Origin of the sequence: Sulfitobacter noctilucae (assembly GCF_000622365.1) — a bacterium.
GTDB classification, from domain to species: Bacteria; Pseudomonadota; Alphaproteobacteria; order Rhodobacterales; family Rhodobacteraceae; genus Sulfitobacter; species Sulfitobacter noctilucae.
In genome coordinates, this window is record NZ_JASC01000014.1 from 1002784 (window position 1) to 1017782 (window position 14999).

The 14999-nt window shown below is 58.0% G+C and carries 13 protein-coding genes; 6 read left to right on the forward strand and 7 right to left on the reverse strand.

What is annotated here, in order from left to right:
• Positions 1–145 precede the first annotated feature (145 nt).
• Positions 146–295: a hypothetical protein gene (locus tag Z945_RS20635; protein ID WP_161634099.1), complete on the reverse strand. Its 150-nt coding sequence runs from the start codon at positions 293–295 to the stop codon at positions 146–148.
• Positions 296–307: 12 nt separating this feature from the next.
• Here Z945_RS20635 and Z945_RS0115000 point away from each other — a divergent pair, with 12 nt between their 5' ends.
• Together Z945_RS0115000 and Z945_RS0115005 are read left to right on the forward strand one after the other, a co-directional pair.
• Positions 308–1081 carry a 3-hydroxybutyrate dehydrogenase gene (locus tag Z945_RS0115000; RefSeq protein ID WP_193789380.1) on the forward strand — a complete coding sequence of 258 codons (774 nt, stop codon included), beginning with the start codon at positions 308–310 and terminating at the stop codon, positions 1079–1081.
• A gap of 1 nt (position 1082) precedes the next feature.
• Entirely contained in the window at positions 1083–2114 is a 1032-nt protein-coding gene (locus Z945_RS0115005) for a patatin-like phospholipase family protein (RefSeq protein WP_025052918.1), read from the forward strand.
• 11 nt (positions 2115–2125) lie between these two features.
• Here the strand turns inward: Z945_RS0115005 and Z945_RS0115010 are convergent, their stop codons facing one another.
• The 4 genes from Z945_RS0115010 to Z945_RS0115025 form a co-directional block, all read right to left on the reverse strand.
• Complete coding sequence (locus tag Z945_RS0115010) at positions 2126–2905, reverse strand: DUF502 domain-containing protein (RefSeq protein ID WP_025052919.1); 780 nt, start codon at positions 2903–2905, stop codon at positions 2126–2128.
• A gap of 108 nt (positions 2906–3013) precedes the next feature.
• Positions 3014–3931 carry a pseudouridine-5'-phosphate glycosidase gene (locus tag Z945_RS0115015; RefSeq protein ID WP_025052920.1) on the reverse strand — a complete coding sequence of 306 codons (918 nt, stop codon included), beginning with the start codon at positions 3929–3931 and terminating at the stop codon, positions 3014–3016.
• Positions 3928–4812, reverse strand: coding sequence for a PfkB family carbohydrate kinase (locus tag Z945_RS0115020; protein ID WP_025052921.1), 885 nt, complete (start codon positions 4810–4812; stop codon positions 3928–3930). Before Z945_RS0115020 ends, Z945_RS0115015 begins: the two co-directional genes overlap by 4 nt.
• A 66-nt stretch (positions 4813–4878) precedes the next feature.
• Positions 4879–5691, reverse strand: coding sequence for a DUF4198 domain-containing protein (locus Z945_RS0115025; protein WP_025052922.1), 813 nt, complete (start codon positions 5689–5691; stop codon positions 4879–4881).
• On the opposite strand from Z945_RS0115025, the gene Z945_RS0115030 reads away from it, so the two are divergent.
• Positions 5690–6880 carry a HupE/UreJ family protein gene (locus Z945_RS0115030; RefSeq protein WP_025052923.1) on the forward strand — a complete coding sequence of 397 codons (1191 nt, stop codon included), beginning with the start codon at positions 5690–5692 and terminating at the stop codon, positions 6878–6880. The two genes, Z945_RS0115025 and Z945_RS0115030, sit on opposite strands and share 2 nt — an antisense overlap.
• 13 nt (positions 6881–6893) lie before the next feature.
• On the opposite strand, the gene Z945_RS0115035 is transcribed toward Z945_RS0115030, so the two are convergent.
• Positions 6894–7514, reverse strand: coding sequence for a thiamine phosphate synthase (locus tag Z945_RS0115035; protein ID WP_025052924.1), 621 nt, complete (start codon positions 7512–7514; stop codon positions 6894–6896).
• A 136-nt stretch (positions 7515–7650) separates the two neighbouring features.
• Between Z945_RS0115035 and Z945_RS0115040 the strand changes: the two genes are divergently transcribed.
• The 3 genes from Z945_RS0115040 to Z945_RS0115050 all read left to right on the forward strand — a co-directional run bounded on the left by Z945_RS0115040 (position 7651) and on the right by Z945_RS0115050 (position 11167).
• Positions 7651–8403 carry an RNA methyltransferase gene (locus Z945_RS0115040; RefSeq protein ID WP_025052925.1) on the forward strand — a complete coding sequence of 251 codons (753 nt, stop codon included), beginning with the start codon at positions 7651–7653 and terminating at the stop codon, positions 8401–8403.
• Between the two features lie 138 nt (positions 8404–8541).
• On the forward strand, positions 8542–9690 hold the full coding sequence (gene ctaA, locus Z945_RS0115045; protein ID WP_025052926.1) for a heme A synthase: 1149 nt from the start codon (positions 8542–8544) through the stop codon (positions 9688–9690).
• A 1-nt stretch (position 9691) separates the two neighbouring features.
• Positions 9692–11167 carry a carboxypeptidase M32 gene (locus tag Z945_RS0115050; RefSeq protein WP_025052927.1) on the forward strand — a complete coding sequence of 492 codons (1476 nt, stop codon included), beginning with the start codon at positions 9692–9694 and terminating at the stop codon, positions 11165–11167.
• 1046 nt (positions 11168–12213) lie between these two features.
• Here Z945_RS0115050 and gyrA read toward each other — a convergent pair.
• Complete coding sequence (gyrA, locus tag Z945_RS0115055; RefSeq protein WP_025052928.1) at positions 12214–14964, reverse strand: DNA gyrase subunit A; 2751 nt, start codon at positions 14962–14964, stop codon at positions 12214–12216.
• Between the last annotated feature and the right edge of the window lie 35 nt (positions 14965–14999).

Consider the following 14999-nt stretch of genomic DNA (forward strand, 5'->3'; position numbering starts at 1 on the left):
CAATCCCGCATGCTCCATGTTTTATTGGGCCTATGGTTAACAGAACGGCACGTCCAGCAGAAAATTTTAGGACTTGGCGTTGCACACAACTTCTCGTATAAAGGTGTCACTGCTCGATAGGTTTCTTGCCTGTATGAAACCTGCCTCAATAACTTAACGCCAGCTTCGTGCTGGCGTTTTTTTTTGCTGCGGCACAGGTATAAGGATCGCCTGCAACCAAATCTCCCTTTCTGCGTTTCCTTTGCCATGGCAGCACGGCATGATGCAGGTGCAGAATATCGAAAGGATCTTCCAAATGGCATTCACCATCGACCTCTCCGGCAAAACCGCCGTGATCACCGGCTCCAATTCCGGCATCGGCCTTGGCATCGCTTGGGAATTCGCGCGTGCAGGTGCTGACGTTGTGCTCAATTCGTTCACGGACAATGAGGAAGACCACGCGCTGGCCAAGGAAATTGCGGATGCCACAGGTGTGACTGCCCGCTACATTCAGGCTGACATGTCCAAGGGAGATCAATGTCGCGCTTTGATCAAGGAAGCCGGCACATGTGATATCCTGGTAAACAATGCAGGCATTCAGCATGTCGCACCGATCCCCGAATTCCCGGCCGAGAAGTGGGATGCGATCATTGCGATCAACATGTCTTCCGCCTTCCACACGACCGCCGAAGCATTGCCGATGATGCGCAAAGCGGGCTGGGGCAGGGTGATCAATGTAGCCTCCGCGCACGGGCTGACCGCTTCGCCATTCAAAGCGGCTTACGTGGCAGCAAAACATGGCGTTGTCGGGCTGACCAAAGTCACCGCGCTCGAGACCGCCAAGGAAGACATCACCTGCAATGCGATCTGTCCGGGTTATGTGCTGACGCCGCTGGTTGAAAGCCAGATCCCTGACACGGCCAAGAAATATGACATGACCGAGGAAGAGGCCAAAGAGAAGGTGATCCTCGACCGCCAACCTTCCAAAGAGTTCGCGACGGTCGAACAATTGGGTGGCACGGCAACATTCCTGTGTTCAGATGCGGCGGCACAGATCACCGGCACAACCATCAGCGTCGATGGCGGCTGGACGGCACTTTAATATGGGTAAGTTGCGCATCAATCTGGCCCTTCAGGGCGGCGGGGCGCATGGTGCCTTTACCTGGGGTGTGCTGGACCGGTTGTTACAGGAAGACGACATTGAGGTCTGCGGCATCTCAGGCACCTCGGCCGGGGCGCTAAATGGTGCGGCACTAAAGGCCGGCTGGGTCCAGGGAGGTGCAGAAGGCGCGCGCGAAAATCTTGAATGGCTGTGGTTGCAGGTGGCCGGCGTAGGCGACCTTGAGATGGCACATTGGTTGGCCCCTTTTGGACTGGGCGCGTTGAGCCAGGCGATCGAATACAGCTGGCCTGTCGCTTTCGCAGATGCAGTCTCAAGCGTGACATCGCCCTATGCTTACGGTGCGTTTTATCGCAATCCCCTAAGCGATATTGTGGCAAAGCTGAACTATGACAGCGTGTGCCACGGCGTGGCACCGCAATTGTTCATCAGCGCCACGCGGGTCCGCAACGGCAAGATCAAAATCTTCTCCGGGGAGGAGATCAGCGGTGATGCGATCATGGCGTCGGCCTGTTTACCAACCATATTTCAGGCGGTTGAGATCTTTGATCCCGAGACAGACCGGATCGAACCCTTCTGGGACGGCGGGTACTGCGGAAACCCCGCGCTTTTCCCGCTTTTTGGCGGCGATCTGCCCGACGATATTGTCATCATCAACATCAACCCGCTGGAACGGGAGGATTTGCCGAAGACATCGAAGCAGATTCAGAACCGGATCAATGAAATCAGTTTTAACTCCAGTCTGTTGCGCGAATTACGGGCAATCGAGTTTGTCCAGCGTCTGATTGAAGAGGGCACAGTTTCCTCGGACCGGATGAGCCGCGTGCGGGTGCATATGATTGCAGATGACGACCTTATGGAACAACTGTCCGTCGCCACCAAGACCGTGCCAAACCCCGCTGTCATTTCTGCGCTGAAGGAGGCAGGTCAAATTGCGGCTGAACGGTTCTTGAAAGACCACAAGTCAAAGATCGGCAAGGAAAGCAGCCTCGATCTGCCGAAGATGTTCGGCTAGCCTCCGCGCGCTCAGGGCTTCGGGCCCTCTGCGGGCGGAGTGTCGGCACGTTCTGCGATTTCCAGAATTCCGGTCTCGTCCCGCGCAGGGGTCGCCCGTTTGGAAGGGTAGACAAGCCCTGCCGAGATCACGAGCTTGGCAGCGTCCTCCACGCTCATGTCCAATTCGATGACATCGGACTTCGGGAAGAACAGCAAAAACCCGGACGTCGGGTTTGGCGTCGTCGGCAAGAAGACTGACACCATCGCTTCGTCCGGATGACCGGATTTCGACGCCACTTCGCCTTTGGCTTCGGTCGAGATAAATCCGAGCGCCCAAATACCCTTGCGAGGATATTCGATCAGACAGGCTTTTTCAAAGCTGCGTTCGGACTGGGCAAAAATCGTCTCCGAGATCTGTTTAATGCCGCTATAGATCGTCCGCACGACGGGGGTCCGCTCGACCAGACTTTCGGCGAAACGGATAAAGGATCGCCCGATGAACCCTTTGGCCAGCCAACCAACGATAATTGTGAAAAACAGAAAGATAACAACGCCCAAGCCGCGGATGCTAATCTGCACTGACGGATCCAGCCCCAGAAAATCCTGCAACATCCGGTCAGGGTGATAGGCCTGCGGCACCAGCGGCAGCACGAAGCCGTCAATCCAGCCCACGACAGACCAGATCAGCCAGATCGTTAGCCCCACAGGCGCGATCACCACAAGCCCAGTCAGGAAAGAGCCGCGCAACGAGCCGATGAGGCTGCTTTTGCGGCGCACGGGGACAGGTTCAAGGTCGAAGGGCGTGTTCATGGGCGGCTTTCCAGCGGTTAATCACACTGAGGTAGGGTGTTTGTGGGGGCACGACAATGGTACGGGCCCCTCAAGCGCTGCAATTTCAGGCTTGCGCCTGTAATTTGATCACTCGGGCGCTGCAAGTTCCGTTGCGATGGCCGCTGCCAGTCGCGCATTGTTGCGCACAAGTGCGATGTTCGCGACCAGCGAGCGCCCCTCCGTCAGCTCGAAAATGCGCTGAAGCAAGTAGGGGGTGACAGCCTTGCCGCTGATCCCGTGATCCAGTGCATCGGCCTGTGCGCGGGCGATGACGGGGGCGAGTTCGGCGCTTGAAATTTCGTCTGCCTTCGGGATCGGATTGGCAACCAATTGGCCGCCCGGCAGGCCCATCGCAGCCCGTGTGCGGTGTGCCACGGCAATGTCGCGCGCGGTATCCAAGCGCAAGGGCGCTGCATGGGTCGAGCTTGCAGACCAGAACGCCGGAAAGCTGTCTTGGCCCACGGCGATCACGGGAACTCCTTGGGTTTCAAGCACTTCAAGCGTTTTGGCGACATCAAGGATCGCCTTGGCACCGGCCGCCACCACCGTGACGGGGGTCTGGGCAAGCTCCAGCAGATCGGCAGAGATGTCAAAGCTGTCTTCTGCGCCTTTGTGCACCCCACCGATACCACCCGTCGCGAAAACCGCGATGCCGGCCAAACGGGCGGCGATCATTGTGGCGGCAACCGTGGTGGCACCTGTCTGACCCTTTGCAATGCAAACGGCCATATCCGCGCGGCTCAACTTGGCGACGCCTTTTGCCTGCGCCAGTGCGCTCAACTGGTCGGGTTCAAGGCCGATGTACAGCTGTCCGTCGATCACCGCGATGGTGGCGGGCGTTGCCCCGGCGCGTCGGACATCGTCTTCAACCTGTTGGGCGACCTCAAGGTTTTGCGGATAGGGCATGCCGTGGGTGATGATCGTGCTTTCAAGTGCTACGATGGGTTGCCCGTTTTGCTGCGCCCGTGCCACTTCGGCACTGAAGATCAGGGGAAAGTCGGTCATATTCTGGTTTCTCCGGAAACATAAAGGGCTGCGGCTTCGAGCGCCGCTTCAAGCGCTGCGGCCGGGGCGCTGCCGGCCAGTTCGGCAGCAATATGGGCCGCCATAAAGGTATCGCCTGCGCCAGTGATGCGGGTCACGGCGACGGTAGGCGGGGTTTGGGTAATGAGGCCTGATACTTCTGCCGCGGTGGCAGGTTTGCCTCCATCCGTCACCACAGCCCGCAAAGCGCCACGCGCCAACAGGCCCTCCGCGGCCTCTGCCGAGGTGTCAAAACGGGTTTGGCACAGCAATCCGGCTTCTTCGAGGTTCACATAAAGCGTTCCACGTCCGGCTTGCAAAAATGGTGCGAGCCGCAGGGCTTTGCCCGGAGAGGCGGGGGCGACGCGCAGATCTGCTTGCGCCAACAGAGGCGTCTGCGCCAACTGGCCCAGCAGGTCGACAGTCAGATTACCGTCCAGCGCCACAGCGCCCGTATAAGGCTTCGGCAGGGTACCATCACTCAGTGGGAGCAATATCTTGTCGCCTGCAGCTTCAAGCGAATGGGCATCCGCGATGGCGGCGATCAGACCGTTCGATCCTTCAACCGCCATATACATATCGGTCGGAAGATCCTCGGATCGGTGGACGGTATCCGTGATCAGCCCGCGCACCTGGCAGGCCGCAATCAACGCATCCCCTTCGCCATCCCGCCCGACTGTAGAAAGCAACGCAGGCTTTAGACCAAAGCGGGCCAGCGCCATCGCGATGTTCAATGCCACGCCACCGGGCAGCTGCGTGATCCGCCCCGGCATGTCCGAGCCTTGTCGCATGGCGACATCCGCGCGGCCAATCACGTCCCACAGGACCGAGCCGATGCACAATATATCTGGAGTGATCATCATGCGGTTCTCTATCGTTCTGTTTTGCCCGGATGCAAGCAGTACCGACACCATAAGCTGATCGGAGGCTTATTCAGGCACATCAAAAGTCAGGGCGGCCCAGAGCGTTTCCCAAACCACGGCGTTCTCTTCCGTGCTGGCCTGTGGCGCGGGGCGCAACACAACCGCGTCAAAAAGGTACTCATGGCCTGCTGTCACCGGGATCGTCGCCACACCATCTGCATCCGTGCGGTGCAGCGTGACGGTCACGCTATCGTCTGGTGCGCGGTCAAACACCTCGACCTGCGCGTCCGCGCGCGGGGCACCTTCATACAACAACGACACCTTCATCCGATTGTTGAAACCAGCGGCGTAAGGGTTGGACAGGGCGACAAATTCCGTCTCGAGCCCCGCTTCTGTGTCACTGCCCGCGCCGCTGCCCACGGCCATCAAGGCTTTGGCATGACGGGTATAGCTTTCGCGGAATTTCTCTTTGGACCAACCGGCGGCGGCATGATCTGCCTCGGCCGTCGCAAAGTCCTTGTGCGCGATGAACTTCTTAAATTTCGCCCAGTCTGAATAGGTTACCTCGGCGGGTGTCGTTTCGTAAACCACGCTGACCAGCGCGTCTCCGATCGGCAAGCGCAGGTTCAACGCCGGATTGTCACCAGACCGTGGCGCCAGCCGCACAACACGGTCGCCTATCCGCAACTCGAACCGCTTGGCGCTGCGGTCGAAATAGCTGAGTGTGGACCCTTCGAAGTTCTCGCCGTTCTTGAATACAGCTTGCAGCTGGTCACCGGATTCAATTTGATAGTCGGAAGATTCAATCCATAGTTCATGTGACGCCGCCGCGACGGGTGCTGCACAGAGTAATACGGTTAAAAGACGGGACAAAAACATGAGACTAACCTTTCCTAACACATTGAAACAAGTGACCCTGCTGGGCGCAATGTCAATGCTCCTGATGCTGGTCGGCACCGGTGGCCGCGCCCATGAAGTGCAGCCGACTATTGGCGATCTCACTGTGCAAGATGGACGTGCCGAATTGTCCCTGAAGATCAACATCGAAGCGTTTCTGGCCGGGATCGACCTTGATGCCGTGACAGACACAAACGAGGCCGAAAATGCCGCGGATTATGATGCCTTGCGCGCCTTGTCCAACGAAGACATCGCCGCACGGGCCCCTGATCTGGTTCCCGGCTGGAATGCCCTGCCGATGGTGCAAGTTGACGGCACGCCTGTGACCTTACAAACCGAGACGATCTCCATTCCAGAGGATGTAGACATCGAACTGGCCCGCGTCTCCACTTGGGTGCTCAGTGCCGATGTACCCGCAGATGCAAACAGCGTGCAGGTAATCTGGCCCGAAGGCGCAGGCGCAATGGTGCTGCGGCAACAGGGGGTCGACGCACCCTTTACAGGCTATCTGGCGGGTGGCGAAACCAGCCCGGAGATCAACCTCGCAGGGGGCGATGAACAAACCGGTATGGACGCTTTCGTCAGCTATATCCCGGTGGGCTTTGAACATATCCTACCGCAGGGACTGGACCACATCCTTTTTGTCCTAGGGCTTTTCCTGCTGTCCACGCGACTGGCACCGCTGCTTTGGCAGGTCTCGGCCTTTACGCTGGCGCATACGGTTACGCTGGCTTTGGGGGCGTTGGGTCTAGTCAATGTATCCGGCAGCATCGTTGAGCCGCTGATTGCCGCCTCAATCGTCTATGTTGCGGTTGAAAACATCTATTCTTCAGGCCTTAGTCGCTGGCGGCCCTTTGTCGTTTTCGGGTTTGGCCTTTTGCACGGACTAGGCTTCGCCTCCGTCCTGGGCGATTTTGGTCTGCCCGAAGATCAGTTCATTCCGGCTCTGATCGGCTTTAACGTAGGCGTCGAGGTGGGGCAGCTGACCGTGATCGCAATCGCCGCACTGCTGATCTGGCTGGCGGTGATGGCCGCCCGCAGCGCACCATTGAACGGGGCCGAGGAGGAAGTCAGGGAATACCCCGTCATGTTCCGCGCCGTTTCAGTGACCGGTTCGCTTTTCATAGCGCTGGTTGGTATCTGGTGGGTGATTGAACGGGTGTTCCTGTAACATTCGGCCTTTCTTATCCCATTGCAGCCAGAAGTGTTTTCAGTGCTGCGGTGGGATTATCCTGCGCCCAAATCTCGTCCCCGATGCCGAAAAAGTCGGTGTAAGGGGCGAGGCTTCGGATCATGTCGGCATCCAACGCGCCTTCGGCGACCACGGGCACTTCGATCACTTCGGACCACCACTGGAACAGGTCCTGCGGTGCAAAGCTGCCGTCGCCAAGGGCCTGTGCCTGCACCGGACCGAAGCTGATGTAGTCGGCACCCGCTTCGCCAGCCGCCATACCATCGTGCTTGGAGGGGCCACAAAAGCTGCCGACGATGGCTTCTTCGCCCAGTTCCTTGCGCGCATAGCGCACCGAACGCGCCGCATCACTAAGATGCACACCATCCAGCCCCAGACGTTCAACCAGCACCAGATGGTCCGTGATCACGAGGGCCACGTCCCGGGCGTGGGTGACCTCGCGCAGGGCATCTGCCGCCCGCGATACGCGGTCTTCGTCCTTGGTCGACAGTGCGAGGCGCACGCAGGCGATCTCCTGTGCGTCCAGTATCGCGCCCAGTTGCGCGGGAAAGCTGGACAATTCGATCTCGGGTGGGGTGATCAGGTAAATTTGCGGCTGTTCTGGCGTGTCCATGTCGGCGTCCTTTAAGGGTCTGACCGCCTGACTAGCCGATGGGTCTGGAAAAGAAAACGCATTTGCAAAGGCGATGGACCCTTCGGCCTTTGCGGCCCTGCTTGCGCGGGAGGGGGGCAGGCCCTATGAGGCGGGCATGTCAGAGCCTATCGCAAAACCCGCCATACCTGCTTTCGTCCTCGTGCGCCCGCAAATGGGTGAAAACATCGGGGCTGCCGCCCGTGCCATGTGGAATTTCGGTCTGGACCATATGCGCATCGTGGCACCGCGCGATGGCTGGCCCAATCCATCTGCTGTAGCGATGGCATCGGGCGCCGGGCGGCTCTTGGACGAAGCAAAATTATGCGTCGATCTGCCTGAGGCTTTGGCCGATTGCGATTTCGTCTTTGCCACCACGGCCCGCGACCGCGATCTGACCAAGCCTGTATTCAGCCCTGAAGAAGCAATGCTCGAGACCCGCCGCCGCATGAGAGAAGGCCAGCGTGTTGCGGTGCTGTTCGGGCCGGAACGGGCTGGCCTTGAGAATGAGGATATCGCGCGTGCCAATGCAATTGTGTCGGTGCCGGTGAACCCTGCCTTCGCCTCGCTCAATCTCGCGCAATGCGTGTTGTTGATGGGGTATGAATGGATGCGCGGCGGTGATGCGGTTCAGCCCCGCGAAGAGGGACTTGCCGGCACCGAATGGGCCAGTGGCCAGGAGGTGGAACATCTTGCCGCGCATTACGAGGAGCGAATGGAGACGGCTGGTTTCTTTTTCCCCGCGCATAAGGAAACGTCGATGAAATTGAACCTGCGCAATATGTGGTCGCGCATGCCGCTGACCCGCGCCGATGTGCAAATGCTGCATGGCATGATGCGGCAGATGGTCCGCTGGAAAGAGCGCGACTAAGGTCGGCAGCTAATCTTGCCGCGTGACAGTGTGACCAAAGGCCTATGGTGCGGCAAAAATGCGAAGCGGCTGCGCAGCCCTAGACCTTGGCGGCAACCTGCAATACCACTGCGCCATACCGCGATTTAGAGGCGAGATATGGCTGAGAAACGCAAGCTTTTCGAAGATGTCGGCAGTGTCGAAACTGCCAAACCCGTAGCCCAAACCGGCGTGATTGACCGGGGCAGGGGTGGCGCACGGGGTGCGATCCGCATCTGGTTGATGCTGCTCTTTGCACTGGTGTTTTTGATGATTGCCGTGGGTGGCATGACCCGTTTGACCGACTCCGGTCTATCGATCACCGAATGGCGGCCCATCACCGGCAGCATACCACCTTTGAACGAGGCGGACTGGCAGTCGGAATTCGATAAATACAAACAGATCGACGAATTTCAGTTGCAAAATTCCTGGATGCAACTGTCTGATTTCAAAGTCATCTACTGGTGGGAATGGGGCCACCGCCAGCTGGGCCGCGTGATCGGCCTTGTTTGGGCGGTGGGGTTTTTCTGGTTCCTGCTGCGCCGTCAGATACCGACGGGCTGGACGGGTCGGTTGCTGCTCTTGGGTGCACTTGGCGGCATGCAAGGGGCGATTGGCTGGTGGATGGTCGCCTCTGGCGTGACCACCGGCGAGGGGATGCTCGACGTCAAAAGCTACCGGCTTGCCACGCATCTGGGGCTGGCCTTTGTTATTCTGGGGTTCATCACCTGGTATATGCTGCTGCTTGGGCGGTCCGAACGAGATCTGATGCAGGCCCGCCGCGCAAAAGAGGGTAAGCCGTTTTCTCTCGCAACAGGTTTGATGCACTTCACCTTCCTGCAAATTATTCTTGGCGCCTTGGTCGCAGGGATCGACGCGGGCCGTTACTTTGTCGACTGGCCGCTGATGCAGGGGCAGGTCTTTCCGCCCGATGCCTTTGACATCGACCCTCTGTGGCGGAATTTCTTTGAGAACCCCGGTCTGGTGCAGTTTATGCACCGGGTGTCGGGGTATCTGTTGTTTATCTTTGGTATTGTGGTCTGGTTGCGCGGGCGCGGCTCCGCCCATGCGACCACGCGCTTCGCCTTCAACGCGGTGATGGCGGTGCTGACATTGCAGATGGTATGGGGCATCACCACCGTGCTTTATGCAGCACCCGTGCATATTGCCCTTGTGCATCAAGCACTTGCCGTGATCCTTTGGGTCTTGATCCTGCGGGCGCGTTATCTCAGCGCCTATCCCATTGCCACAAGTATCCGAGGAAACTGATATGACCCCCTATGACGATCTGATGGCGCATTTGCGCGAAACCCAAGCGTTGGCTCAGGTGATGGGGCGCCTAGGCTGGGATCAGGAAACAATGATGCCGCGCGGTGCTGCCCCTCAGCGGGGAGAGGAAATGGCCGCCCTCGAAAGCGTGCTCCACGCGCGCCGCATGGATCCGAAGATCGGCGACTGGTTGGGCAAGATCGATGCCGCAACGCTTGATGATGTGGGCCAGGCCAATCTGCGCCACATCCGCCGCAGCTTTGACCGAGCCAGCAAGGTGCCCGCCGCCTTGGCTGCCCGCATCGCCCGGGTCACGTCAGAGGCACAAGGCATCTGGGCCGAAGCCCGCGACGAAAACGACTTTGCCGCCTTTGCGCCGACTTTGACCGAGGTTCTGTCGCTGAAACGCGAAGAGGGGCAGGCGCTTGCGACGGGCGGCGATGTCTATGACGCGATGCTGCAGGATTACGAGCCGGGTGCGACCGGTGCGGAGCTGGAAGCCATGTTTGGCGCGCTGCGCCCTGAGCTGGCTCGCTTGCGCGCAGCTGTACGTGATGCAGAAGCGCCGCCCCAGCTGAGTGGCATTTTCGATGAAAGCGCACAGATGAAGCTGACGCGGCAGCTGGCCAAAACCTTTGGCTATGACATGAGCCATGGGCGCGTGGACAAGGCGGTGCATCCATTCTCCTCCGGCTCCGGCCTTGATGTACGCATCACCACGCGCACCAACCCCACCGATCCGTTCAATTGCTTTTATTCCACCATCCACGAGGTCGGCCACGCCGCCTATGAGCAGGGGATTAGCCGTGACTACCTGCTGACCCCGCTAGGGAGCGGTGTGTCGATGGGGGTGCACGAAAGCCAAAGCCGGATCTACGAGAACCAACTGGGACGTAGCCGTGCCTTTACCGGCTGGCTGTTCGGGCAGATGAAGGACGCCTTTGGCGATTTCGGTATTGCGGACGAAGAGACGTTCTACCGCGTGGTGAACCGCGTCTCGGACGGGTATATCCGCACCGAAGCGGACGAGTTGCAGTACAACCTTCATGTTTTGATGCGCTTTGATCTGGAGCGGGCCCTGGTCAGCCACGACTTGCAGGTACAGGATCTGGAGGCCGCCTGGAACGACAGGTTCGAAGCGGATTTCGGCTATGCCGTCGACAAGGCGTCGAACGGGGTGTTGCAAGACGTGCATTGGTCTGTCGGCTTGCTGGGCTATTTCCCGACCTATTCGCTGGGCAATGTCTATGCCGGCTGTCTTTACACCGCCCTTCGCAAGGATGTGCCTGACCTTGATACTGAGCTTGCGACGGGTGTGACTGCGTCCGCAACCGGCTGGCTGCGCGAGCATGTGCAGCGCCACGGAGGATTGTTTGAGGCGCGCGAGGTGATTGAAAACGCCAGCGGTGCCGCGCCGAATGAGGCACCATTGCTGACGTATTTAAAAGGTAAATTCACAGACTTGTATGGGCTTTGACTGGATTGATTGTTTTCGAAGGCGTCTTGCTACGAAAACAGAGCTAGTTCTGCAAAGTTCACGGAATAACTACAAATTATGCAGGTAGTAAGCCTGTGACATTAGCTGATCCGTGATGACGGAACCAATCTTTATCGCACAGAGAATCTAAGAATGGAGAAAGTTATGTCTTTAGTGACAGCGAATTCATCCACTTACATCGGTACGGCCGGTTAACCTTTTCAACTGGCAAGGATGGCGTTGTCTGCAAATGCGCACCAGTGCTAGAGAATCGCGTGAGTGTGATGTGGTTGGAGACGGCGATACGGGCGGTAAGTTGTCTGAACTTGTTGCGGCTCAAAACCATCCTAACTTCGCGTGAACACTATCTTAAGCGCGAATGTGATGAAGCTCTTCGAGCTCAGTGAGTATTGACGACAACGCAGATATAAAAAGCCAATGGTATCCTTGGCGTTCGTCCTTCCGGTCTTGCGACGTGTCTCCAGAGGATGTCGTCATAACAATTCGGCCTTGATCACTTCTCCGCGGGGTATTGCAAAGCAATGTTCCTTACGGGAGTTCAGAAGAAGACCTTTGAGGCAGCATTGTTGTAACTATTCCCCTTGCTGCATTTGAAAACTTTGGATCCATAGCAGTCGGGATTTCACGTATTCATCAGAAAGGAATGTCTGCCACGATCCGTATCTTGGATGCAGCCTGTCAGCCGTGACTGGAATGCGACAGTCATCTGCAAAGCTCTGATCGCCTGACTGCGTCACTTGCGGTACTGACGACCGACGATGGAATTCAATTGCAACCCGCCTACACATGTCCACGCATAGCTGATATCGCCGTCGCATTACTGGTAAGATACAATCGCTGAGAATTTACGATCCAGCAAATTTGTCTTCATGCTGCCCTTAAGATTGCGGACTTTCGTACCCTGACGTTTGCGGTTTTGGCGATAGATATTCCATCCCTCCGTATGAGTTTAAAAAAGGCTCCCCAAATGGGGAGCCTTTTTTGCATTTTATCTTGTTTGATGCGCAGGCCGTAAGCCAGGCAGATTACTCTGCCTCAGCTTCGCCCGCTTCTTCGTCGCCCTGATCGGCGATCCATGCGACGCTGACCACGATCTCGTTTTTGCCGGTGTTAAAGACTTTGACACCGCCAGCACTGCGCGAACGGAATGATATGCCCTCAATCGGAACGCGGATTGACTGGCCTTTGGACGTGGCGAGCATGATCTGGTCGTCCATCTCTACCGGGAAGGACGCGACGATTTCACCGCCCCGCATGGCCTTGTCCATCGCCGTCACGCCCAGTCCACCGCGCCCGCGCACGGGATAGTCGTGGCTTGAGCTGAGCTTGCCCGACCCTTGTGCGGTAATCGTCAGGATCAAATTCTCGGCCGCAGACATTTCCGCATACCGCGCCTGGTCGATTGTAGCGTTCGGATCAACTTCTTCTTCGTCCTCCTCGGACCCGTCATCGGCCAGACCCGCCATTGCACGGCGCATTTTCAGATAGGCAGTGCGTTCCTCTGACGTGGCATCGAAGTGGCGGATGATCGACATCGACACGACCTTATCGTCGCCGTTCAGCTTGACGCCGCGTACCCCAACCGAGGCGCGGCTGTTGAACACCCGCACGTCGGTGGCAGGAAAGCGGATGGCACGGCCCGAGTTGGTCACCAGCATCACATCATCATCGTTTGACGCGATGCGGGCGTTGATCAGTGTCGTTTCGGCGTGTTCGTCCTCGAATTTCATCGCAATCTTGCCGTTGCGCATGACGTTGGTGAAATCGGACAGTTTGTTGCGACGTACCGTGCCTGCGGAGGTTGCAAAAACCACCTGCAGGTCGTCCCATTCATCCTCGTCCCGATCTACCGGCATGATGGCGGCAATCGACACGCCAACCGGGATCGGCAGAATGTTGACGATCGCCTTGCCTTTGGAAGTCCGTCCGCCCTGGGGCAGCCGCCATGTCTTGAGCTTGTAAACCATGCCATCGGTGGTGAAGAATAGAAGTTGCGTATGTGTGTTCGCAACAAAGAGGGTGGTCACGACATCTTCTTCTTTGGTCGCCATGCCCGATACGCCCTTGCCGCCACGGCGCTGACTGCGGAAGTCGACCAGCGGCGTCCGTTTGATGTAGCCGCCCGAGGTCACGGTGACGACCATATCCTCGCGGGCGATCAGATCCTCATCGTCCATGTCACCGGACCAATCGACAATCTCGGTGCGGCGCGGCACGGCAAAAAGGTCTTTGCACTCCTGTAGCTCATCACGGATGATACCCATGATCCGCTCGCGACTGCCCAGAATTTCGAGGTATTCCTTGATCTTACCGGCCAGTTCTTCCAGTTCGTCCGTGACTTCTTTGACGCCGATCTGGGTCAGGCGCTGCAGGCGCAGTTCCAGAATGGCACGCGCCTGGATTTCGCTGAGGTTATAAGTGCCATCATCGTTGGCCGTATGGGTCGGATCGTCGATCAGCGCGATATAGGGCAGGATGTCCTGCGCGGGCCAACGGCGCGTCATCAGCTTTTCACGCGCTTCGGCCGCATCAGCAGAAGACCGGATGGTCGCGACGACTTCATCAATGTTGGTAACAGCCACGGCCAGACCACAGAGAATATGCGAGCGATCCCGCGCCTTGCGCAACAGGAACGCAGTGCGGCGGGCGACGACTTCTTCGCGGAAGTCGATAAAGCAGGTCAGGAAGCGGCGCAGGGTCAAGGTTTCAGGCCGACCGCCATTCAGTGCCAGCATGTTACAGCCGAAATAGGTCTGCATCGGCGTGAACCGGAAGAGCTGGTTCATCACCACCTCAGCCGTGGCGTCGCGCTTCAGTTCAACCACCACACGCACACCGTTGCGGTCGCTTTCATCTTGCACATGGGCGATGCCGTCGATCTTTTTATCGCGGGCCGCCTCAGCGATGCGCTCGATCATCGTGGCCTTGTTCACCTGATAGGGAATCTCGTCAATGATAATGGCCCAGCGGTCCTTACGAATTTCTTCGACGCGCGTTTTCGAGCGGATCACAACGCTGCCGCGCCCTTCAAGATAAGCTTTTCGCGCACCGGACCGGCCCAGCATGATGCCGCCCGTGGGGAAATCGGGGCCGGGGATGTAGTCGATCAACTGTTCGGATGTCAGATCAGGTTCTTCAATCAACGCAAGACAAGCGTCGATCACTTCACCAAGGTTATGCGGCGGAATGTTTGTGGCCATACCGACCGCAATACCGCCTGCGCCATTGACCAGCATGTTGGGAAACCGGGCAGGGAGGACCGTCGGCTCTTGCTGTTTGCCGTCGTAGTTGTCCTGAAAATCGACGGTTTCCTTATCGATATCGGCCAGCAGATAGGCCGCAGGCTTGTCCATCCGCACCTCGGTATAGCGCATAGCGGCGGCGTTATCGCCGTCCATTGAGCCGAAATTGCCCTGACCATCGAGCAAAGGCAGCGACATCGAGAAATCCTGCGCCATGCGCACCAGCGCGTCATAGATCGCGCTGTCACCATGCGGGTGGTACTGGCCCATCACGTCGCCCACGGGACGCGCGGATTTGCGATAGCTTTTGTCGTGGGTGTTGCCGGTCTCGTGCATGGCAAACAAAATACGCCGGTGCACAGGTTTCAGACCATCGCGCAGATCGGGAATGGCGCGGCTGACGATAACCGACATGGCATAATCCAGATAGGATGTGCGCATCTCGTGTTCGATGGTGACCGACGGCCCGTCATAGACATAGGGCGCAGGCAGGTTTTCGTCATTGTTATCAGGCGTTTCCGGCGTATCGCTCACGTTGTCTGCTCAGCTTTTAATAAGGTCTATATATT